Source organism: Streptomyces subrutilus (genome assembly GCF_008704535.1).
GTDB classification, from domain to species: domain Bacteria; phylum Actinomycetota; class Actinomycetes; order Streptomycetales; family Streptomycetaceae; genus Streptomyces; species Streptomyces subrutilus.
Map to the genome: position 1 here is coordinate 5683429 of NZ_CP023701.1, position 21950 is coordinate 5705378.

At 75.9% G+C, this 21950-nt stretch carries 20 protein-coding genes and 1 riboswitch; of the genes, 9 read left to right on the top strand and 11 right to left on the bottom strand.

From position 1 onward, the window contains the following. Positions 1-82: 82 nt before the first annotated feature. From CP968_RS25165 to CP968_RS25175, 3 genes are all read right to left on the bottom strand, one after another. Positions 83-1333 carry a TerD family protein gene (locus CP968_RS25165; RefSeq protein WP_189828966.1) on the bottom strand — a complete coding sequence of 417 codons (1251 nt, stop codon included), beginning with the start codon at positions 1331-1333 and terminating at the stop codon, positions 83-85. A gap of 35 nt (positions 1334-1368) precedes the next feature. Next, positions 1369-1608 (bottom strand): hypothetical protein, encoded by a 240-nt coding sequence (locus tag CP968_RS25170; RefSeq protein WP_150520163.1) that lies wholly within the window; start codon positions 1606-1608, stop codon positions 1369-1371. 107 nt (positions 1609-1715) lie between these two features. Then, the gene (locus tag CP968_RS25175; protein WP_150520164.1) at positions 1716-3239 is read right to left on the bottom strand and encodes an aldehyde dehydrogenase (NADP(+)); all 1524 of its coding nucleotides are present in this window, start codon (positions 3237-3239) and stop codon (positions 1716-1718) included. A 126-nt stretch (positions 3240-3365) separates the two neighbouring features. On the opposite strand from CP968_RS25175, the gene CP968_RS25180 reads away from it, so the two are divergent. The 6 genes from CP968_RS25180 (at position 3366) to CP968_RS25205 (ending at position 8569) form a co-directional block, all read left to right on the top strand. After that, complete coding sequence (locus CP968_RS25180; protein ID WP_150520165.1) at positions 3366-4148, top strand: IclR family transcriptional regulator; 783 nt, start codon at positions 3366-3368, stop codon at positions 4146-4148. A gap of 132 nt (positions 4149-4280) precedes the next feature. Next, entirely contained in the window at positions 4281-5729 is a 1449-nt protein-coding gene (locus tag CP968_RS25185; protein ID WP_150520166.1) for a penicillin-binding transpeptidase domain-containing protein, read from the top strand. A 64-nt stretch (positions 5730-5793) separates the two neighbouring features. Continuing rightward, a complete protein-coding gene (locus CP968_RS25190) occupies positions 5794-6285 on the top strand; it encodes a GNAT family N-acetyltransferase (protein WP_150520167.1) in 492 nt (163 codons plus the stop codon). 85 nt (positions 6286-6370) lie between these two features. Further along, positions 6371-6574: an antitoxin gene (locus tag CP968_RS25195; protein ID WP_150520168.1), complete on the top strand. Its 204-nt coding sequence runs from the start codon at positions 6371-6373 to the stop codon at positions 6572-6574. 116 nt (positions 6575-6690) lie between these two features. After that, positions 6691-7398, top strand: a complete 708-nt coding sequence (locus CP968_RS25200; protein WP_150520169.1) for a DsbA family oxidoreductase — start codon at positions 6691-6693, stop codon at positions 7396-7398. 115 nt (positions 7399-7513) lie between these two features. Then, positions 7514-8569, top strand: coding sequence for an aminotransferase class V-fold PLP-dependent enzyme (locus CP968_RS25205; protein WP_150520170.1), 1056 nt, complete (start codon positions 7514-7516; stop codon positions 8567-8569). Between the two features lie 47 nt (positions 8570-8616). Here the strand turns inward: CP968_RS25205 and CP968_RS25210 are convergent, their stop codons facing one another. Further along, positions 8617-9699 (bottom strand): aminotransferase class V-fold PLP-dependent enzyme, encoded by a 1083-nt coding sequence (locus CP968_RS25210; protein WP_150520171.1) that lies wholly within the window; start codon positions 9697-9699, stop codon positions 8617-8619. Between the two features lie 84 nt (positions 9700-9783). Between CP968_RS25210 and CP968_RS25215 the strand changes: the two genes are divergently transcribed. Then, entirely contained in the window at positions 9784-10920 is a 1137-nt protein-coding gene (locus CP968_RS25215; protein WP_150520172.1) for an amidohydrolase family protein, read from the top strand. A gap of 344 nt (positions 10921-11264) precedes the next feature. Then, positions 11265-12191, top strand: a complete 927-nt coding sequence (locus CP968_RS25220) for an SCO1860 family LAETG-anchored protein (RefSeq protein WP_150520173.1) — start codon at positions 11265-11267, stop codon at positions 12189-12191. Positions 12192-12312: 121 nt separating this feature from the next. On the opposite strand, the gene cobC is transcribed toward CP968_RS25220, so the two are convergent. Next, entirely contained in the window at positions 12313-13743 is a 1431-nt protein-coding gene (gene cobC / locus CP968_RS25225) for an Rv2231c family histidinol phosphate aminotransferase CobC (protein ID WP_229886665.1), read from the bottom strand. Positions 13744-13867: 124 nt separating this feature from the next. Here cobC and CP968_RS25230 point away from each other — a divergent pair, with 124 nt between their 5' ends. Continuing rightward, positions 13868-14611: a ZIP family metal transporter gene (locus CP968_RS25230; RefSeq protein WP_150520174.1), complete on the top strand. Its 744-nt coding sequence runs from the start codon at positions 13868-13870 to the stop codon at positions 14609-14611. A 2-nt stretch (positions 14612-14613) separates the two neighbouring features. On the opposite strand, the gene CP968_RS25235 is transcribed toward CP968_RS25230, so the two are convergent. From CP968_RS25235 to CP968_RS25260, 6 genes are all read right to left on the bottom strand, one after another. After that, complete coding sequence (locus tag CP968_RS25235) at positions 14614-16023, bottom strand: cobyrinic acid a,c-diamide synthase CobB (protein ID WP_373304092.1); 1410 nt, start codon at positions 16021-16023, stop codon at positions 14614-14616. Then, positions 16020-16619 carry a cob(I)yrinic acid a,c-diamide adenosyltransferase gene (cobO, locus tag CP968_RS25240; protein ID WP_150520176.1) on the bottom strand — a complete coding sequence of 200 codons (600 nt, stop codon included), beginning with the start codon at positions 16617-16619 and terminating at the stop codon, positions 16020-16022. The genes CP968_RS25235 and cobO overlap by 4 nt, the downstream gene beginning before the upstream one ends. Beyond that, positions 16619-18766, bottom strand: coding sequence for a putative cobaltochelatase (locus CP968_RS25245; RefSeq protein ID WP_150520177.1), 2148 nt, complete (start codon positions 18764-18766; stop codon positions 16619-16621). The genes cobO and CP968_RS25245 overlap by 1 nt, the downstream gene beginning before the upstream one ends. Positions 18767-18851: 85 nt before the next feature. Beyond that, a complete protein-coding gene (locus CP968_RS25250; RefSeq protein WP_150520178.1) occupies positions 18852-20438 on the bottom strand; it encodes a cobyric acid synthase in 1587 nt (528 codons plus the stop codon). After that, a complete protein-coding gene (locus CP968_RS25255; protein WP_150520179.1) occupies positions 20435-21397 on the bottom strand; it encodes a cobalamin biosynthesis protein in 963 nt (320 codons plus the stop codon). Before CP968_RS25255 ends, CP968_RS25250 begins: the two co-directional genes overlap by 4 nt. Before the next feature lie 58 nt (positions 21398-21455). After that, positions 21456-21538, bottom strand: a riboswitch (cobalamin riboswitch). 170 nt (positions 21539-21708) lie between these two features. After that, a complete protein-coding gene (locus CP968_RS25260; protein WP_150520180.1) occupies positions 21709-21930 on the bottom strand; it encodes a hypothetical protein in 222 nt (73 codons plus the stop codon). Positions 21931-21950: the final 20 nt, after the last annotated feature.

Below are 21950 nucleotides of genomic sequence, written 5' to 3' on the forward strand. Positions count from 1 at the left end.
GCACTGACAGCCACACACGGATTACGCGTGGCATCCATCACCCGGGACGCGCCCGGGTGGCGCCATGTGCCCGCCCACCTGCTCAGAGTGCCTGGGAAGCGGGCTTCACCATGCCGCGCACTGTGCGCGACTTCACAAAGTCGCCCATGGCCGTCATCTCCCACTCGCCCGTGAACTGCTTGATGAGCTTGGCCATCAGCACGCCCGTCTGCGGTTCGGCGCCGGTCAGGTCGAAGCGCACCAGCTCCTCGCCGCTCGCGGCGTCGATGAGGCGGCAGTAGGCCTTGGCGACCTCGGAGAACTTCTGCCCGGAGAAGGAGTTGACGGTGAAGACCAGGCCGGTGGCGTCGGCGGGCAGCCGGCCCAGGTCCACGACGATCACCTCGTCGTCACCGGCGCCGTCGCCGGTGAGGTTGTCACCGGAGTGCTTGACGGCGCCGCCCAGGATGGACAGCTTGCCGAAGTAGCAGCTGTCGATGTGGTTGCGCTGCGGGCCGTACGCGATGACGGAGGCGTCGAGGTCGATGTCCTTGCCGCGGAACGCGGGCTCCCAGCCCAGGCCCATCTTCACCGTGGAGAGCAGCGGGCGGCCGCCCTTGACCAGGGAGACGGTCTGGTTCTTCTGGAGGTCGACCCGGCCCTTGTCCAGGTTGATCTTCCCGGCGCCGGGCGCGGCGGCCGGGGCCGGGGCGGCCGGAGCGGGAGCGGCCGGGGCCGGCGTGTTCGCACCGGCGGTGAGCCACGGGGACACCGGGTGGGCCGGGGGAGCGGCGGGGGCCGCCGGGGGAGCGGGCGGCGCGGCGGAGGCGGCCGCGGCGGCCGGCGCCGGCTCCTCCTCCACGGAGACCCCGAAGTCGGTGGCGATGCCGGCCAGGCCGTTCGCGTACCCCTGGCCCACCGCGCGCACCTTCCACACGCCGCCGCGCTGGTAGACCTCGACGACCACGAGGGCCGTCTCGGTGCCCAGCTGCGGCGGGGTGAAGGCGGCGATCACCGCTCCGCCGTCCGCGTCGCGCACGGTGGCGGTGGGCTCGACGCCCTGGAAGGACTGTCCGGCGGCGTCGGGGCTGGCGGTGACCACGATCCGCTCGATGCCCGGCGGCAGCGCGGCCGTGTCCACCGTGATCGAGTCCGGCGCCGCACCGCCCCCGGACCGGTAGGCGACACCGGGCCCGGAGGGCTGGTTGAAGAAGATGAAGTCGGCGTCGGAGCGCACCTTGCCGTCCGCGGTGAGCAGCAGGGCCGACACGTCGAGCCGTACCGGCGCGGCCACGTCCACCGTCACGCGGACGGCGTTGAGCGGCAGGTTGGAACCAGGGGTCATAGCGGTCATGCCGGGAGAACGACCGGGGGTGCTTTGCCGTTCCCTTACCCTCGCGACGGATTTCGGCGCCGGTTGCGCGGGTGGTCCTTGGCCGCGCGCTCGTTGCCGAGCTTGTACGCGCCGGTCCAGCGGGCCATCACCAGCTGGGCGTCGCCGGACTCCACCTCCACCAGGAACTTCTCGGCCCGTCCGCCGCGCAGGGTGGCCGCGGCGCGTCCCCGGTGGGTGATCGCGACCGCGTGGTCGCCCAGTCGTTCGTACGCGAATCCGTGCGGTCCCGTCATGGCCCGCAGCCTGCCGGGCCGCGGGCGGCGCGGCAACGGAAATACCGCACGACCCACGACCCACGACCCACGACCCACGGCCCCCGGGCGCGCGCCGGGGCCCGGCCTCAGCCGCCCGTGACGCGGCGCGGCACCCCGAGCGGGTTGGCCTCGCGCAGTTCCGGCGGCAGCAGGGGGTCCGGGACGGACTGGTACGCCACCGGCCGCAGCCAGCGCTCGATCGCGGTGCCGCCGACCGAGGTGGAGTGCGAGGTCGCCGCCGGGTACGGGCCGCCGTGGTGCTGGGCCGGGGCCACCGCGACCCCGGTCGGCCAACCGTTGACGACGACGCGGCCGGCGAGCCCGGTGACCTGGCCGATCAGCGCGGCCGCCGGTCCCGGCGCACCCAGCGCCTCGTCCCGCGACAGCTGGAGGGTGGCGCTGAGGTTGCCCGGGAGGCGCCCGAGCACGGCCGCGGCCTCGTCCTGCGAGGCGTAGCGGGCGACCACGGTCACCGGGCCGAAGCACTCCTCCAGCAGCAGTGCGTGCGCCCCGCCCTCGACGAGCCGGGCGGCCGGCACGGTGAGGAAGCCCGCGCCGACGGTGTGCTCACCGCCCGAGCCGGGCGTGACGGGCGCGCCCACCCCGGGCAGCGCCCCGCGCTCGCGCACGCCGGCGACGAAGTTCTCCCGCATCCGGTGGTCCAGCAGCACCCCGGGCTCGGTCTCGCCGAGGGCCTTGGCCAGCGCGCCGGCGAGCCGGTCGCCGTCCGGGCCCTCGGGCACCAGGACCAGGCCGGGCTTCACGCAGAACTGCCCGACGCCGAGGGTGACCGCCCCCGCGAGCCCGGAGCCGATCTCGTCGGCGCGTTCGGCGGCGGCGGCCGGGGTGACCACGACGGGGTTGAGGGAGCCGAGCTCCCCGTGGAAGGGGATCGGGACGGGCCGCGCCGCGGCCGCGTCGAACAGGGCCCGGCCGCCCCGGATGGACCCGGTGAAACCGGCGGCGGTCACCCGGGGGTGCCCGATCAGCTCCAGCCCCGCGTCGAACCCGTGCAGCACCGCCACCACCTCGGCCGGCAGCCCCGCGGAGAGCGCCGCCCGGCGCAGCAGCGAGGCGCACAGCTCGGAGGTGGCCGGATGGTCCGGGTGCGCCTTGACCACCACGGGGCAGCCGGCGGCGAGCGCGCTGGCGGTGTCCCCGCCCGGTACGGAGAAGGCGAGCGGGAAGTTGGAGGCGGCGTAGACCGCGACCACGCCCAGCGGCACCTTGTAGCGGCGCAGTTCGGGGCGGGGCGGGCTGAGGGAGGGGTCTGCGCGGTCGATCCGGACGTCGAGGTACGAGCCCTCCTCCACGGCGTCCGCGAAGGCCCGCAACTGGCCCGTCGTCCGGGCCAGTTCGCCGGTGAGGCGGCCCGGTCCGAGCGCGGTCTCGGCGTCGGCGGCCTCGATGACGTGGGCGGCGGCCTCGTCGAGCAGGTCGGCGGCCGCGCGCAGGAACGCGGCCCGGGCGACGGGGTCGGCCAGCGCCCCGCGGGCGGCGTCGGCGGCGCGCACCGCCTCGTCCACCTCCCGGGGTGTGGCTTCCACCGCAACCTGCTCGCGCTGCTTCCCGGTGCGGGGGTCCACACTCCAGACTGGTGTCGCTGTCACGGCCCACTGCCTCCTGGAACGTTCAGTATTCTGAACGCCGTTCCGGTGGATGAATGATCACATCTGCTGCGGACTCTATTTCCGCGTCCTCCGCGTGACAAGGGGCGCCCGAGGGGAAGCAGGCGTATGACGACGACCGAGTCGGGCGGCACGGCCCCGGCCTCGCCGGTCAAATCGGCGGTGCGCACGGTCCTGTTGCTGGAGCACTTCGCGGCGCGGCCCGGACTGCACAGCCTGGCCGACATCCAGCACGACCTGGCGCTGCCCAAGTCCAGCCTCTACATGCTGCTGCGCACGCTGGTGAACCTGGGCTGGGTGGAGACGGACGCCACCGGCACGCGCTACGGCATCGGCGTACGGGCCCTGCTGGTCGGCAGTTCGTACATCGACGGCGACGAGGTGGTGGCCGCGGCCCGGCCCACCCTGGACCGGCTCTCCGACGACACGACGGAGACCATCCACCTGGCCCGGATGGACGGCACGAGCGTGGTGTACCTCGCGACCCGGCAGTCCCAGCACTACCTGCGGCCCTTCACCCGCGTCGGGCGGCGGCTCCCGGTGCACTCGACGGCGCTGGGCAAGGCGCTGCTGGCCACGCACACGGACGACGAGGTGCGCAGGATGCTGCCGCGCCGCCTGGAGGCGGTGACCGAGCACACCCTCACCGACCGGGAGCGGCTGGTGGAGGAGCTGGCGCTGGTCCGGGAGCAGGGGTACGCGGTGGACCGGGAGGAGAACACGCTCGGGCTGCGCTGCTTCGGGGTGGCGGTGCCGTACCGGACCCCGGCGCGGGACGCGGTCAGCTGCTCGGTGCCGGTGGCGCGGCTGACCCCGGGGCACGAGCAGACCATCAAGGCGGCGCTGTTCGAGGCCCGGGACCGGCTGACGGTGGCGACCCGGCGCATGTGAGGTCCGGCGGGGGCGGCCGGCCTTTCCCCCGAAGGCCTTCACCGGGAAGGCCTTCATGAGGAAAGACTGAGAACTCCGCCACAATCGGGGCAGAGCGGAACGGTCGGAGCGGTCGGGACGTCCTTCTGGGGGATGAACAAGACGATCAGGCGTGCGTCGGTCTTCTGTCTGCTCCTGGTGCTGGCCCTGCTGGTCCGTGTCACCTGGGTGCAGGCATACCAAGGCCAGGCCCTCGCAGACGACAAGAACAACCGGCGGAACCTCATCGGGCAGTACGAGAACCCGCTGGGCAACATCATCGTGGGCGGGGAGGCGATCACGGGCTCGGCCAAGACGGGCGGCAAGGACTTCGCGTACAAGCGGACGTACACCGACGGGCCGCTCTACGCGCCGATCACCGGCTACAGCTCGCAGGCCTTCGGCACCAGCCTGCTGGAGGGCGTGTACAAGAACGTCCTCAACGGCTCCGACACCCGGCTGAAGACGATGATGGACCTGCTGACGAACAAGCGGGCCGATCCGGGCGACGTGCTGACGACCATCGACCGGGACGTCCAGAAGGCCGGTTTCGACGCGCTCCAGGGCAAGCAGGGGGCCGCGGTGGCCCTCGACCCCGCCACCGGCCAGATCCTCGGCGTGGTCAACAACCCCTCCTTCGACCCGGGCCGGATCACCGGCGCCAACGACGAGGAGGCCTGGAAGGAGCTCTCCGCCGACAAGGGCAAGGCGCTGGAGAACACGGCCCTGCGCAAGCCGCAGGCACCGGGCTCCACCTTCAAGCTGGTCACCCTGGCGGCCGCCATCGAGAACGGCCTGGTCACCGACATCGACACGCCGACCGGCGTCAAGGCCCCGTACACCATTCCCGGCACCCGCACCGACCTGCGCAGCGAGGCGCCCGCGGAGATGTGCAACAACGTCTCGGCGCGCGTGGCGCTGCGGCTGTCGTGCAACAACGTCTTCGCCGAGTTCGCGCACCGGCTCGGCCAGGACAAGATGCGGGCCATGGCCGAGAAGCTCGGCTTCAACACGCAGATCGACACCCCGGTCCGCACCAACCCGCCGAGCTCCTACCCGTCGAAGAAGATGTCCGTCGACCAGGTGGCGCAGACGGGCATCGGCCAGTTCGACGTGCAGGCGACGCCGCTCCAGATGGCGATGGTCACGGCCGCGATCGAGAACGGCGGCGAGCTCGCCTCCCCGCACATGGTCTCCGAGGTCACCGACGCCAACGGCAACGTGCTGGAGAGCTTCAAGGACACCAAGTCCCAGCGGGTCATGAAGGAGAAGACCGCGTCGATGCTGCGGGAGGCCATGAAGACCGTGGTCGCCGAGGGCGGCGGCAGGCCCGCGCAGGTCGGCGGCGCCGAAGTCGGCGGCAAGACGGGCACCGCGCAGCGCGGCGTCAACAACAGCCTCGCCCCGCTCGCCTGGTTCACCTCCTACGGCAAGCTCGGCGGCAAGCAGATCGCCGTCGCCGTGGTGATCGAGAACTCCGACACCGACCGCTCCGAGATCGGCGGCGGCAAGCTCGCGGCCCCGATCGCCCAGAAGATGATGGCGGCCTGGCTCAAGAAGTAGCCGCGCCCCGCGGCACGGCCGACGCGCCGGGAACCCCGGCGGCTCCCGGCGCGTCACCCCTTCCATGATCAGAACCGCGCTCCCCGCCGACCTCGACTCCATCGCCGCCCTGCACACCCGGGCCCGCGCCACCTACTACCGGGGCCGGATACCGGAGGAGGAGTACGGCGGCCCCGCCGAGCTCGCACGGACCCGCGAGGGATGGGCGCGGGCCGTCGCCCGCTCCGCCGCGGACGGCGGCGTGCTCTGCGCCGAGCGGGACGGCGAGCTCACCGGCGTCGCGGCCTACCGCACCGCCGACGGCGAGACCACCCTCACCCAGCTCCATGTGGAACCCGCCCACTGGCGCCGCGGCACCGGCGCCGCCCTGCACGCGGCCTGCCTCGACGCCTGGCGCCGGTCCGGGGTGTCCCGGGTCCGCCTGGAGGTCTACGAGCACAACCTGCGCGCCCAGGCCTTCTACGCCCGCCAGGGCTGGCTGCCCGGGCCGGTGCCCACCGCCTCCGGCTCCCACCTCGTGCTGTGGCTGGCGGTCGCGGCGCCGCCCGGAGCCTGAGACCCCGCCCGAAGGCCTCCGGGTGCGGCGGCCCTGCTTCGCGGAGAAGCTGGAGGGGACAGGCATTCCGTGGAGAGGACCGCTCATGTCCATGCTCGACAAGCTCAAAGGCATGATCAAGGGACACCCCGACCAGGCCCGCCAAGGCGTCGAGAAGGCCGGGGACGCCTTCGACGCGAAGACCGGCAACAAGTACCGGAGCCAGGTCGACACGGCGCAGCAGAAGCTCGACGAGCAGATCGGCAACCAGCCCCCCGCGCCGGGAGAGGGCCGCCCCCCGCAGACCTGACCCCGCCCGCTGCCGCCGCCCGCCGTCCGGGGAATGAGACGCGCCCCGTGGTCGTTCACGTGGGGACGGCCCTTCGGGGCCGTTTCCATTCGTTCGAACCGGAGAGAAGAAGGATCATGCGCGTCGAGATCTGGAGCGACATCGCCTGCCCGTGGTGCTACATCGGCAAGGCCCGCTTCACACAGGGGCTGGCCGGGTTCGCGCACCGCGACGAGGTGGAGGTCGTCTTCCGGTCCTTCGAGCTGGACCCCGGCAGTGCCAAGGGCGTCACCGCGCCCGTGGTGGAGATGCTGGCCAAGAAGTACGGCCGCACCCCCGACGAGGCCCGCGGCATGGAGGAGCAGGTCGCCGCCGCCGCCCGTGCGGAGGGCCTGGCGTACCGCGTGGAGGGGCGCGACCACGGCAACACCTTCGACATCCACCGCCTGCTGCACCTGGCCGCCGCCCGCGGCCGCCAGGAGGAGCTGCTCGACCTCGCCTACCGCGCCAACTTCGGCGAGGAGCGCTCCGTCTTCGACCCCGAGGTCCTCCTCGCGCTCGCCGTCGAGGCCGGGCTGGACGCGGCCGAGGCCCGCGCCGTCCTCGCCGACGACGGCGCCTATGCCGACGAGGTCCGCACCGACGAGCGCGAGGCCGCCGAACTGGGCGCCAACGCCGTGCCCTTCTTCGTCCTGGACCGCCGCTACGGGATCTCCGGCGGCCAGCCGGCCGAGGTGTTCACCCGCGCCCTGGAGCAGGCGTGGGCCGGCCGCGAGGCCGAGCAGCCGTCCCCGGCCGCCGACGCCTGCGGGCCGGACGGGTCCTGCGCCGTCCCCGGCGCGTGAGCGGCCCCCGGGCGTGAGCGCGCCGGGGGCCTGAGCGGCCCGGGGCGGGAACGGCCCCGCGGTCCGTGCCCGAGGCGGCATGGACTGCGGGCCCGCGCTGACGCAGGGTGGGGCCATGGACCTTCCCCTCGCCGAGGCGATCCGAGCCGAGTTCGGCCATTCCACCACCTACCTGAACACCGCCACCTGCGGTGTCCTGCCCCGTTCCGCCGTCGCGGCCGTACGGGAACTGGCCGAGGCCGCCGGGGCCGCGGAGCCCGCCGGGGCCGGCGACTTCGCGCGCGTGGACCGGGTGCGGGCCGCCTTCGCACGGCTCGTCGCAGTGCCCGCGGCGCGGGTGGCGGTCGGCTCCTCCGTGGCCACGCACGTCGGACTGGTCGCGGCCTCGCTGCCGTCCGGCGCCGAAGTCCTGTGCCCGGAGGGCGACTTCGCCTCCGTGATCAACCCCTTCGTGGTCCGCGCCGACCTCAAGGTGCGCTTCGCGCCCCTGGAGTCCCTGGCCGAGGCCGTCGGCCCGGACACCGCCCTGGTCTCGCTCAGCGCCGTACAGTCCGCGGACGGGCGGGCGGCCGACCTGGCCGCCGTCCGCGCCGCGACGGCCGCGCACGGGGCCCGGATGCTGGTGGACGCGACGCAGGCGGCCGGCTGGCTGCCCTTCGACGCCTCGCCGTACGACTACACGGTCACCGCCGGGTTCAAGTGGCTGCTCGGCACCCGCGGAGCCTCCTACCTGACCGTCTCGGAGGAGGCCCGGACCGCCCTGACCCCGCTGCACGCCGGCTGGGTGGCGGCCGAGTCCCCGGAGGGCGCCGTCTACGGCCCCATGCCGGAACTCGCCCGCAGCGCACGGCGGTTCGACGAGTCGCCGGCCTTCCTCGCCTACCACGCGGCCGAGGCCGGCCTGGCCCTGCTGGAGCGCGTGGGCATCGAGGCCGTCCACGCCCACGACACCGCGCTCGCCGCCCGCTACCGGGCCGGGCTCGCCCGCCTCGGCCGGGAACCGGTGCCCGGCGGGTCCGCCATCGTCTCCGTCCCCGGCCTGGCCGACCGCCTGCCCGCCCTCCAGACGGCCGGCATCGCCGTCGCCGCCCGGGCGGGCGCCCTGCGGGCCTCCTTCCACCTCTACACCACCGAGGCGGACGTCGACCGGCTGCTGGACGCCCTGTCCTGAGCGTCCGGGACCGGCCCGGAGAGGGCCCCGGGCCGGTCCCGCGCCCGTCAGCGCAGGGCAGCCTCCCAGGCCGCCTCCGCCGCGTCGAGGGCGGGGCCGGAGTCGGCCTCCAGCGCCGTCGCCAGGGCCGTCAGGGCGGCGCGCACCGCGGTCAGCGAGGCCGCGGTGCCGTAGTGGTTGACCCGGACCATCTCGCGCGCCAGCGCCCCGCCGCCCGCCGCGAGCGCGGCCGACGGGTCCGCGGCCAGGGCCTGGGCCACCACCAGCGAGGCGTCCGCGACGCGCAGGGTCGTGGCCACCGGCGCGGCCTCCGCCGCCCGGATCACGTACGGGTCGAGGCCCAGCGCCTGCGCCCCCGCGCGGGTCGCCGCGGCCGCCGCCGCGTGCCGGGCCATCACCGCGGGCAGGCCCTCGACCGCGATCCGGTCCAGGCAGGCCTCCAGCGCCAGCATCTCCAACTGCGCCGGCGCGTGCAGCAGCGTGGTGCGGCCGCCGTCGATCCAGCGCTCCTTCCAGTCCAGCAGCGAGAGGTAGGAGCGGCGCGGGGCCGCCGGGTTCTCCGCGAACCGGGCCCAGGCGCGCTCCGACACCGACACCGCGGACACGCCCGCCGGGCCGCCCATCGCCTTCTGCGCGCCGATCACGCACAGGTCGACGCCCCACGCGTCCGGCAGCAGCGGCTCCGCGCCCACCGACGCCACCGCGTCCAGCATGAACAGCGCCCCGTGGGCCCGTACGGCCTCGCCGATCTCCGCGACCGGGTTGGTGTTGCCGGTCGCCGCCTCGGCGTGGACCAGCGAGACGAAGTCGATGCCGGGGTGCGCGGCCAGCGCGCCCGCGACCCGGTCGGCCGTCACCGCGGTGTCGAAGGGCACCGCCAGGTCCACCACCGTCGCCCCGCAGTCGCGCAGCCAGTTGCCGAAGGTGGTCCCGTACGGGCCGGTGACGACGTTCAGCGCGGTCGAACCGGGGCGCGCGCCCGACCGGATGCACCCCTCCAGCGGCAGCAGCGCCTCGCCCTGGGTGATCACCATGTCCTGCCGGGTGGAGAGGAGGTCGGCGACCCCCCGTTCGATCGAGGCGAAGCGCTCCGCGGTGAGCGCGGGGAGGTCCAGGAGGGGGTGGGTCACGGTGGTGCTCTCTTCGTCCGGGGGCGTCCGGGGGCGTCCGGGTGTGCCCGAGGAGCCTACCGAGCACGCACGTACAGTGCCGACATGACCCATGCCGATGTGACCGCCGACGCGACGGACGCGGGAGCCCCGCACGAGGGTGCGGTGCTGCACGTGAAGGGGCGGGTGCTCGTCGGGCCCGACGAGGTCCGCGACGAACTGTGGGTGGTGGGCGGGCGCGTGTCGTACGAACGCCCGCGCACCGCCCGCGAGATCACCACCGTCACCGGCTGGGCCCTGCCCGGCCTGGTGGACGCGCACTGCCACGTGGGCCTGGACGCCCACGGCCCGGTCGACGCCGCCACCGCCGAGCGCCAGGCCCTCGCCGACCGCGACGCGGGCACCCTGCTCATCCGGGACGCGGGATCGCCCTCGGACACCCGCTGGATCGACGACCGCGACGACCTGCCCCGGATCATCCGGGCCGGCCGGCACATCGCGCGCACCCGCCGCTACATCCGCAACTACGCGCACGAGATCGAGCCGGCCGACCTCGTCGCGTACGTCGGGCGCGAGGCGCGGCGCGGCGACGGCTGGGTGAAGCTGGTGGGGGACTGGATCGACCGCGACGCGGGGGACCTGGCGGCCTGCTGGCCGCGGGCCGAGGTCGAGGCGGCCATCGCCGAGGCGCACCGGCTCGGTGCCCGGGTCACCGCGCACTGCTTCGCCGAGGACGCGCTGCGGGACCTGGTGGAGGCCGGCATCGACTGCGTGGAGCACGCCACCGGGCTCACCGAGGACACCGTCCCGCTGTTCGCGGAGCGCGGGGTGGCGATCGTCCCGACCCTCGTGAACATCGCGACCTTCCCGAAGATGGCGGCGGGCGGCGAGGCCAAGTTCCCGCGCTGGTCGGCCCACATGCGCCGGCTGCACGAGCGGCGCTACGACACCGTACGGGCCGCGTACGACGCCGGGGTCCCGGTGTTCGTCGGCACCGACGCGGGCGGCTCGCTGCCGCACGGGCTGGTCGCCGCCGAGGTGGCGGAGCTGGTCACGGCCGGGATCCCCGCGACGGACGCGCTGTCGGCGACGACGTGGGCGGCGCGGGAGTGGCTCGGCCGCCCGGGCCTGACCGAGGGGTCCCCCGCGGACCTGGTGGTGTACGCCGAGGACCCGCGGGCCGACGTACGGGCGCTCGCGCGGCCGGCACGCGTCGTCGTCGGCGGCCGGATCCGCGCCTGAGGGACGGCGCGGGCCGCACCGAGGGTCGCACCGGGGCCCGGGCGCCGACGGGCTCGTGCGCGGCCCGGGTTGACGTCGCGTGACGCCGGGGGCGCGGGCGTCGTTGTGCACGGCCGATGGGTCGGGCGGTGTCCGTGCCGCTGTGAAAGGAGGGAACTCGCGTTCCTCCTGAGGCGTAGAAAATCGAATATGTGCCGGGAAACAACACCTTGGGGTGAACTGACTCCAGGTTGCCACCCGTTCACCCACAGTGCGTAAAGATTCCCAGGGTCGAAGCCGTCGGCGCCCGCGATGTCCCCCATCGGCGGGGCGACGGCACCCATCTCCCCGGGGGTTCCACCACCTTGAACAGCAACACCTTCCGCATGCCCGCGGCCGCCCTGCTCGCCACGGGAGCGGCGGCCCTGCTCGCCGCGCCGCCGGCCTTCGCCACCGCAGGGGGCGGCGGCGCGGGCGGCGAGGGCCGGAGCGGAGCCGTGGTCCTGCGCGTCGGCCTGGACGTGGGCCTGCTCAACAAGACCGTCCACGTCCCGCTGAAGGCCACCCTCAACGAGATCACCGCGCCCGGGACGGCGGCCGAGAAGAAGGCCCTCGCCGTCACGCTGGACGGGGTCGAGGGCGGCGCCCCGGTCAGCGTGCTCCGCGCCGACGTCGCCACCTCCACGGCCACCGCCGACCGGCGCGGGGCCCAGGCCCAGGCGAACCTCGCGAAGGCCCGCGTGCACGTGCCGGGACTGCCGTCGCTCTCCCTCATCGAGGTGGAGCAGGTCAGCTCCAAGGCCGTCTGCGAGGCCGGCAGGAAGCCGGTGGCCACCTCGAACGTCCTCGGCTCGGTGACCGTCCTCGGCAAGAAGGTCACCCTCTCGGCGGGCGGCCCGACCCGCGTCGACGTCCCCGGCGTGGGCCTGGTCTCCCTGGAGCTCTCCGGCACCGAGACCACCTCCACCACGGCCGCCGCCGCGGCGCTGCGCCTCAAGGTGTCGGTCAACCCGCTGCACCTGAACGTGGCCGAGGTCGACGGCGAGGTCGTCCTCGCCGAGGCGCACTGCGAGTCCCCGGCCGCGCCCGCGTCCGTCCCGCCGGAGGCGCAGACCACGCCGGGCGTGAAGCCGCAGATCCAGACCCGGACCCGGACGGGCACCGGGACCGGCGCCAACCTGGCCGAGACCGGCGGCGGTTCGACGACCCCGTACGTCGCGGGCGCGGCGCTGGTCCTGCTCGGGATCGGCGGGGGCGCGCTGCTCCTGACCCGGCGGGGCCGGGCCTCGTAGCCGCCCGCGCGCCCGGTCGGCCGGCCCGGGGAGCACTCGGAGGGGAGTGCTCGACGGGCCGGCCGGCCCCCGGCGGGCGGCGCGCTCCGGGCCCGCGGGCCCCGGCGCCCCGCGGCGCCCGTCAGGGGTGCCGTCCGGCGCCCGCGGTCAGGGCCCGGTCCAGGGCCTGGAGCAGCCGCCCCGTCGTGGCCCGGTCGCGGACCGCCAGCCGCAGCCACGCGTCGTCCAGCCCCGGGAAGGTGTCCCCGCGGCGGACCGCGAAGCCCAGCGCGCGCAGCCGGGCCCGCACCCCCGCGCCGTCCGCCACCCGGATCAGCACGAACGGCCCCTCGGCCACCCCCGCGACGGTGACCTCCTCGAACTCCGCGAGCCCCGCCAGCAGGTGCTCCCGGTCCCGCGCCACCCGCTCCGCCGCCCGCTCGGCCTCCGCCAGCGCCGCCGGAGCCACGCAGGCCTCGGCCGCCACCAGGGCGGGCGTCGAGACCGGCCACAGCGGCTGCGCCGCCGCCAGCCGCGCGATCACCTCCGGTTCGGCGAGCACGTACCCGATGCGCAGCCCGGCCAGCCCCCAGGTCTTGGTCAGGCTGCGCAGCACCACCAGGCCCGGCAGGTCCCTCCGGCCGGCGAGCGCCTCGCGCTCGCCCGGGACCGCGTCCATGAACGCCTCGTCCACCACCAGGATCCGGCCGGGCCGCGCCAGTGCGGCCAGCGCGCCCGCCGGGTGCAGGACGGACGTCGGGTTGGTGGGGTTGCCGACCACCACCAGGTCGGCGTCGTCCGGCACCGCCGCCGGGTCCAGCCGGAAGCCGTCCCCGGGACGCAGCACGACCCGCTCCACCCGGTGCCCCGCGTCCCGCAGTGCCGCCTCCGGCTCGGTGAACTGCGGGTGCACCACCACCGGCCGCACGGCGCCCAGCGCCCGCGCGATCAGCACGAACGCCTCCGCCGCCCCCGCCGTCAACAGCACCCGGTCGACCGGCAGCCCGTGCCGCGCCGCGACGGCCGCACGGGCCGCCCGGCCGTCCGGGTACGCGGCGAGGTCCCCCAGGGAGGCCGCGATCCGCGCGGTGAGCCAGTCCGGGGGTGTGTGCGCCCGTACGTTGACCGCCAGGTCCACCAGCGCCGGGTCCGCGTCCCGCACCTCCGCGTCCCCGTGGTGGCGCAGGTCGTGCGCGGGCGCGGTGGCCACCGCGCAGGTCGCCGCCGCCGAACGGCGCTTGGGCACGAGCAGCTCGCCGCCCGTCGCGAGGGCCGCCGCCTCCGCCACCGAAGGCGTACCGGTGGCCGCGCGCGCCGCCGTGGAGGGGTGCGGCACCGCGAGGGCCGCCAGCTCGTCCGCGGCGTAGCCGAGGAGCGGTACGCCGAACCGCTCCGCCGCGCCCGCCAGTCCGGCCTCGGCCGCCTTCGACTCCACCGTGGCCAGCGCCGTCACCGCCCCCACGGCCAGCCCGGCCTCCCGCAGCGTCTCCTCGACCAGGGCGCAGACCTCCGCGACGGAGACCCCCGCGCGCCCGCCGACCCCGACCACCAGCCGTGTGGCGTGCTCGCCCACCGGGGGTCCTCCCTCCGTAGTCACCGTCACCGCCGGGTCACCGCCGGTCCGTCGTCAACAGCCCGCCGCCCGCCGGCCGCGGGCGGACGTGCGCGCGGGCCGCGGAGTAGGTATGCAGGGGCACATGGCCGTGATCGTGGCACTGGGCGCGTTCCTGATGACCCTGGCGGGCGGGTGGACGGCGCAACGCGTCACCGACCGCCGCCACCTCGTGCTGGGCCTGGCCGGCGGGCTCATGCTCGGCGTCGTGGGCCTGGACCTGCTGCCGGAGGCGATGCGCGCGGCGGGCGGCGGGGTCTTCGGCGTCCCGCTCGCGCTGCTGCTCTTCGTGGCCGGCTTCCTGGTCGCGCACGTCGCGGAGCGCCTGCTGGCCGTCCGCCAGAGCGCACACGGCGCCCCGGACGCGGCCGACACCGGGGCCGAGGGCCGGGCGCCGGAGACGGGGCTCGCCGCGGCCGCCGCGATGGTCGGCCACAGCCTCGCCGACGGGATCGCCCTCGGCGCGGCCTTCCAGGTCGGCGGGGGCATGGGCGTCGCCGTCGCCCTGGCCGTCGTCACCCACGACTTCGCCGACGGCTTCAACACGTACACGCTCACCCGGCTGTACGGGAACGCCCGCCGCAAGGCCCTGCTGATGCTCTTCGCGGACGCCGCCGCCCCGGTCGTGGGCGCCGCGTCCACCCTGCTGTTCACCCTTCCGGAGGAACCGCTCGGCGCGTACCTCGGCTTCTTCGGCGGGGTGCTGCTCTACCTGGCCGCCGCCGAGATCCTGCCCGAGGCGCACCACGACCACCCCGCCCTGTCCACGCTGATGTGCACGGTGGGCGGGGTGGCCGGGATCTGGCTGGTGGTCGGCCTCGCGGACTGAGCTCACGGCCGGGCTGCCGCCGCAGCCGCGAAGCGGGCCGCGACGGACGGCTCCGCCGCCCAGTGCGTGTGCAGGTAGCTCGCGTGCACGCCCTGCCGTACGAAGCCCTCCACCCGGCGTTCGGGGCGGGTGAAGCCCCACGCGGGCGCCGGACCGGCCCCCGGCTCGACCACGGTCCGGTGGAACTCGTGGCCGCGCAGCCGGGTCCCGGCCGCCGCCAGCGGGCTGTCGGACAGTGCGACCGCCTCGCGGTAGCCCAGCGTGAGCCGCTCCGACATCCGCGCGTCGGCGTCGAGCACCCCGCACATGGGCTTGCCGTCCAGCGACCGCGCCAGGTACAGCAGACCGGCGCACTCCGCGGCCACCGGGCCGCCCGCCGCGGCGAAGGCGGCGACCGCCCCGCGCAGCGGCGCGTTGGCGGACAGCTCGGGCGCGTACACCTCGGGGAAGCCGCCGCCGATCACCAGGCCGCGGGTGCCCTCGGGCAGCGCCTCGTCGCGCAGCGGGTCGAAGGCGACCACGTCGGCGCCGGCCGCGGTCAGCAGCTCGGCGTGCTCGGCGTAGGAGAACGTGAACGCCGGCCCGCCCGCGACGGCCACCACGGGCCGCCCGGCCGCGCCCCCGGTCCGCTCCGCCGGCTCGTCCGCGCTGCCCGGCCGGGCCCGCTCGGCGAGGGCCGCCGAAGGCGACCAGGGCGCGCAGTGCAGGGGCGGGGCCGTCCGGGCCAGCGCCATCAGCGCGTCCAGGTCGCAGCCGGCCCGGACCTGCTCGGCCAGGGCCGCCACCGACGCCAGCGCGTCCGCCCGGCGCTCGGCCACCGGCACCAGCCCCAGGTGCCGCGAGGGCGCGGCCACCTGCGGGGCCCGCCGCAGCACCCCGAGCACCGGCGTCCCGGCCTCCTCCAGGGCCTCCCGGAGCATCACCTCGTGCCGGTCGGAGCCGACCTTGTTGAGGATGACGCCGCCCAGGCGCACCTGCGGGTCGAAGGAGGCGAAGCCGTGCGCGAGCGCCGCGACCGACCGCGACTGCGAGGACGCGTCGACGACCAGCACCACCGGCGCCCGCAGCAGCTTCGCCACCTGCGCCGTGGAGGCGAGTTCGCCCCGTCCGGCCGCCCCGTCGTACAGCCCCATCACGCCCTCGACCACGGCGAGGTCGCAGCCCGCCGCGCCGTGCGCGAACAGCGGGGCGACCAGCTCCGGCCCGCACATGAAGGCGTCCAGGTTGCGTCCCGGGCGGCCGGTGGCCAGCGCGTGGTAGCCGGGGTCGATGTAGTCGGGCCCGGCCTTGTGCGGGGACACGGCGAGGCCGCGCTCCGAGAAGGCCGCCATCAGGCCCGTGGCCACGGTGGTCTTGCCGCTCCCGGAGGACGGGGCGGCGACGACCAGCCGGGGCAGGGAGACCTGTCTCACCACTCGATGCCCTTCTGGCCCTTCTGGCCGGCGTCCATCGGGTGCTTCACCTTGGTCATCTCGGTGACCAGGTCCGCGAACTCCACCAGCTCCCGCGGGGCGTTGCGCCCCGTGATGACCACGTGCTGGGTGCCGGGTCGCGCGCGCAGCACCTCGATGACCTCGGCGACGTCGATCCAGCCCCAGTGCATCGGGTACGCGAACTCGTCGAGCACGTACAGCCGGTGCGTCTCGGCGGCCAGGTCGCGCTTGACCTGCTCCCAGCCCTCCTTCGCGGCCTGCTCGTTGTCGAGCTGGGCGTCGCGCTGGACCCAGGACCAGCCCTCGCCCATCTTGTGCCAGACGACCGGCCCGCCCTCGCCGGAGGCGCCGAGCACCTTGAGCGCGTTCTCCTCGCCGACCTTCCACTTCGCCGACTTGACGAACTGGAACACCCCGATCGGCCAGCCCTGGTTCCAGGCGCGCAGCGCGAGCCCGAAGGCCGCCGTCGACTTGCCCTTTCCGGGACCGGTGTGGACGAAGACGAGCGGACGGTTGCGGCGCTGGCGCGTCGTGAGCCCGTCGTCCGGAACGACGGACGGCTGTCCCTGCGGCATTACGCGGCCCTCCTGTTGGCATCGGATGTCTGGTACGCGGCGGTGCCCCGTACGTCGTGCACGAGCCCGGCCAGCGAATCGGCCCGCAGCCCGTCCAGGGTCACGGACGGCGCGCCGAGGTCGGCGGCCAGCACCCCGGCCAGACCCAGCCGCACCGGCCCGGTCTCGCAGTCCACGACCACGGACGCGACCCCCTCGGCCGCCAGCAGCCGGGCCCCGCGGCCCGACAGCGCGCGCGGGTCCCCGCCCAGGCCGCCGGCCGACGTGGCGCGCCCGTCGGTGACCACGACCAGCAGCGGCCGGCGCGAGGGATCCCGCAGCCGCTCGATGCGCAGCACCTCACGGGCCTTCAGCAGCCCGGCCGCCAGCGGGGTGCGCCCGCCGGTCGGCAACTGCTCCAGCCGGGCCGCGGCCGCGTCCACCGAGGAGGTCGGCGGCAGCGCCAGCTCGGCGCCGGCGCCCCGGAAGGTGATCAGGCCGACCTTGTCGCGGCGCTGGTAGGCGTCGAGCAGCAGCGACAGCACGGCGCCCTTGACGGCGCCCATCCGCTGCCGGGCGGCCATGGAACCGGAGGCGTCGACGACGAAGAGCACCAGGTTCCCCTCGCGTCCCTCCCGCGTCGCCTGCCGCAGGTCGTCCTTGCGGACGACCAGGCCGCGCCCGCTGCGCCCGCGGGCCCGCTGGTGCGGGGCGGCGGCCGTCACGGTGGCGGCCAGGTGCAGCTTGGTCAGCTGGCCGCGGGGCCGCTGGGCCCCGGTGGTCCGGCCGTGGGCGGTACGGGCGCGCGAACGCCGCCCCGACGCGCCCTCGCCGAGCCCCGGCACGCTCAGCACCTTGGTGCGGAACGGCTCGGCGGCGGCCACGGCCGCCTGCGCGGGGCCGTCGGGCCCCTGCGCGGAGGGCTGCGGGGCCTCGGGGGCCGCCGAGGGGTCCGCCGGGTCCGCGGCGTCGGGTCCGGCCGCGTCGTCCGGGCCGGCCGGGTCGCCCGCTTCCGGCTGCCGGTCCGACGCCCCGGGGCCGGAGCCCTGCGGCGGGACCCCGCCGCCCCCGCCGTCCGGGCCGCCGCCGTCCGGGCCGCCGTCGCCGGGGCCGCCGTCCTGCGGACCACCGGGCTCCGGGTCGGGCTCGGGGGCGTCGTCGGGGAACCCGTCCAGGATCCGGTCCAGCTTCTCCTCGTCCAGTCCCGGCGCGTCGAAGGGGTTGCGCCGCCGCCGGTGGGGGAGGGCCAGCAGCGCGGCCTGCCGCACGTCCGCCTTGCGCACCGCCGTCCGCCCGGCCCACGCCGCCAGCGCGGACGCCGTACGGGCCATCACGATGTCGGCGCGCATCCCGTCGACCTCGAAGCCGGCGCAGGTCGCCGCGATCTGCAACAGCGAGCCGTCGTCGAGCACCACCTGCGGCAGCAGCGCCCGCGCCGCCACCACCCGGGCCCGCACCTCCCGCTCCTCCGCCGCCCAGCGGGCGGCGAAACCCGCGGGGTCGTCCTCGTACGCGAGCCTGCGGCGCACCACCTCGACGCGCTGGGCGGGCTCGCGGGAGGCCGCGACCTCGACGGTGAGACCGAACCGGTCGAGGAGCTGCGGCCGGAGCTCGCCCTCCTCGGGGTTCATCGTGCCGACCAGCAGGAAGCGGGCCGCGTGGCGCACGGAGACGCCCTCGCGCTCCACGTACGAGGCGCCCATCGCGGCGGCGTCGAGCAGCAGGTCGATCAGGTGGTCGTGGAGCAGGTTGACCTCGTCGACGTAGAGGATGCCGCGGTGCGCGTCCGCCAGCAGCCCGGGCTCGAAGGCCTTCACGCCCTCGGCGAGGGCCCGTTCGATGTCCAGGGCGCCCACCAGCCGGTCCTCGGACGCGCCGACCGGCAGCTCCACCATGCGGGCGGGCCGCGCGGTCCCCGGGCCCGTCTCGTGGGGGCCGTCCGGGCAGGCCGGGTCCGGTGCGCCGGGCGCGCACGAGAAGCGGCACCCGGGCACCACGTCCACCTGCGGCAGCAGCGCCGACAGCGCGCGGACGGCGGTGGACTTGGCGGTCCCCTTCTCGCCGCGCACGAGGACGCCGCCGACCGCCGGGCTCACGGCATTGAGCAGGAGCGCCAGCCGCAGGTCGGTCTGGCCGACCACTGCGGTGAACGGATAGGGCGTGCTCATGCGTCGATCACTCCTTCGATGGTGCGGACGGTCGGGTCCGTGGGGTTCGTGGGGTTCGTGGGGTTCGTCGGGGCCGCCGGGCCCCTCACGGAGCGCCCGGCGGCAGGAACGGCAGCCCGGCCGCGGGCCCGTCCTCGATCAGCCGCAGCAGGGCCGCGGTGTCGGCGTGCTCCTCGATCAGGTCGCCGAGCAGGTCGAGCTGCTCCTCGCGCAGGACGCCGAACGAGGTGTCGGCGGCGGGGACGAACCGCCGGCCCGCGGCCGCGGCCACCTCGCGCAGGAACGCCCGCCGGAAGCCGTCCGACTCCAGCGAGCCGTGCCAGTGGGTGCCCCACACCGACCCGACCCGGCAGCCGTCCAGGAACGGTTCGCCGCCCAGCACCTCGGCCACGCCGTGGTGGATCTCGTAGCCCTCGACCGGCTCGCCGAGCGCCGAACCCACCGGCCGGGCCAGGGTCTTCTCGCGCGCGAAGCGCACCCGTACGGGCAGCAGCCCCAGCCCGTCCACGGCGCCGGCCCGCGATTCGACCTCGTCCTCGATGTGCTCGCCGAGCGCCTGGAACCCGCCGCAGATGCCCAGCACCGGCCGCCCCTCGGCGGCCCGGCGCGCGAGCGCGTCGGCGAGCCCGCGCTCCCGCAGCCAGCCGAGGGCCTTCACCGTCCCGCGCGTGCCCGGCACGACGACCAGGTCGGCGTCGGCCAGCTCCTCGGCCCGGTCCACGAACCGCACCACGACCCCCGGCTCCGCCGCGAGCGCGTCCACGTCCGTGAAGTTCGACATCAGCGGGACCGCGCACACCGCGACCCGCAGCACGTCCTCGCCCACCGGCGGGGCCACCACCGACTCGCGCACCGCGCCGCGCAGCGAGACCCGCAGGCCGTCCTCCTCGTCGATGCCCAGGCCGTGCCGGAAGGGCAGCACTCCGTAGGTCGCGCGGCCGGTGAGGCCGCGCAGCATCTCCAGGCCCGGCTCCAGCAGCGACACGTCGCCGCGGAACTTGTTGACCAGGTATCCGGCGATCAGCGACTGGTCCTGCGGCGACAGCAGCGCCGTCGTCCCGAAGAAGGAGGCGAAGACCCCGCCCCGGTCGATGTCGCCGACCACCACCACCGGGAAGCGGGCCGCCCGCGCGATCCCCATGTTCACGATGTCCGTGCGGCGCAGGTTGATCTCGGCCGGGCTGCCGGCCCCCTCGCAGATCACCGCGTCGTAGCTGCCGCGCAGCTGCTCCAGGCAGTCCGTCACGACGCCGAGCAACCGCTCCCGGCCGCCGCCGTACAGCGCCCGCGCGGGGGACGGCGACCCGTCGGCGGCGACGGCGCCGGGCGGGCCCGGGGTGCCGAAGAAGCCGCGGGCGCTCATCTCGCCCACCGGCCTGCCCAGCAGCACCACCTGGCTGCTCTGGTCGCCGCCCGGCTTCAGCAGCACCGGGTTCATCAGGGCGGTCGGCTCCACGCGCGCGGCCTGCGCCTGCATCGCCTGGGCCCGCCCGATCTCGGCGCCCTCGCGGGTGACGAAGGAGTTCAGCGACATGTTCTGCGCCTTGAACGGCGCCACCTTCACCCCGCTGCGGGCCAGCCAGCGGCAGATGCCCGCCGTGACCACGCTCTTGCCCGCGTCCGACGTGGTCCCCGCGACCAGCAGTCCGCCCCCGCGCCTCGCGCCGCTCATCCGCGCCGCCCCCTCTTCGTCGTACGGGAGACGAGCGTCCGGGCCGCCGCGCAGGCCCCCAGCGCCAGCCAGGTGACCGTGCGCGACAGCCGGACCGCCCGCTCGATGTCGGATATCTCCACCGGCCGGCCGGTGGCCCCGTTGAGCACGGCCCGGTGCTCCACCCGGCCGCCGTAGGCCAGGGTGCCGCCGAGCCGCACGCCGAGCGCCCCCGCGAAGGAGGCCTCCACGGGGCCGGCGTTGGGGCTCGGGTGGCCGGCCGCGTCCGCGCGCCAGGCCCGTACGGCTCCCCGCCGGTCGGGGCCGGCCGCGACGGCCGCCAGCGCGGTCAGCCGGGCCCCCGGCCAGCCCGCCACGTCGTCGAGCCGGGCGCAGGCCCAGCCGTAGCGCAGGTGGCGGGGGGACTTGTGGCCGACCATCGCGTCCAGGGTGTTCACGGCGCGGAAGGCCAGCAGGCCCGGGACGCCGGCGACGGCGCCCCACACCAGCGCGCCGACCACCGCGTCGGAGGTGTTCTCGGCGACCGACTCCACGACGGCGCGGGCCAGCTGCTGCCCGTCCAGGGCCTGCGGGTCGCGCCCGCACAGGTGGGGGAGGCGCGCGCGGGCCGCCGCGATGTCCCCCGCGGCCAGCGAACCGCCGATGGCGCGGGCCTCGCGGCCGAGCGAGGTGCCGCCGACCACGGCCCAGGTGGCCGCGGCGGTCAGGGCGATCCGGGCCGCGGCGGGCCGGGAGCGCACGGCGCGGGAGGCCAGCACGCCGACGGCGGTCGCGCCCCCGGCGCACACCAGGGCGTGCAGGACCCCCCGGGCCCGGTCGTCGCGCCACAGGGCGCGTTCGACGGCGGCGGCGGCCCGTCCGAAGGCGGCCACGGGGTGCCCGCGGCGCGGATCACCGAGGATCCGGTCGCCGATCAGGCCGGCCGCGGCGCCGTACGCGAAGACGCGATCGGCACGCATGGTGGCAGGTAGGTCCTCACTCAGGGTCCGCGCCCTGGTTCGACGGGTCCGGCGGCGAGAGTTCCTGGCTCCCGGGGCGCACTCGGCCGAGTGCCCCGGTGACAGTGGCGGGACCGCGCCGGAATCGCACCGGACTTCCTCTCCATGCCGCCGTATTGGCTCGGGCAGTCCACCACGGGCCGAGAACGCCCGTCAACTCGCTGTTGACCTGCGGGGACGCCGCGACGGGGTGCCGCGGGCCCGGCCGGGCGTATGCGAAGGCTCCCCCCGGGTTTCCCGGGGGGAGCCTTCGCGCGGGTGGGTGCGGTGCCTCAGGCGACGATCAGGTAGATCCCGTAGCCCACGGCCGCGGTGACGAGCGCGAAGCAGGCGTACGCGCCGGTGCGGGCCAGGGCGGCGGAGCCGCCCTGCTCGGTGGCGGCCTCGTGCTTGGACAGGCCCACCAGGCCCAGGGTGAACAGGGCCACGAGGGCGACGGTGGCGGAGAGGCTGACCCCGAAGACGGAGCCGAGTGCTTCCCAGTCGATCTGCATGCTGCCGTTCCTCTGCGTGT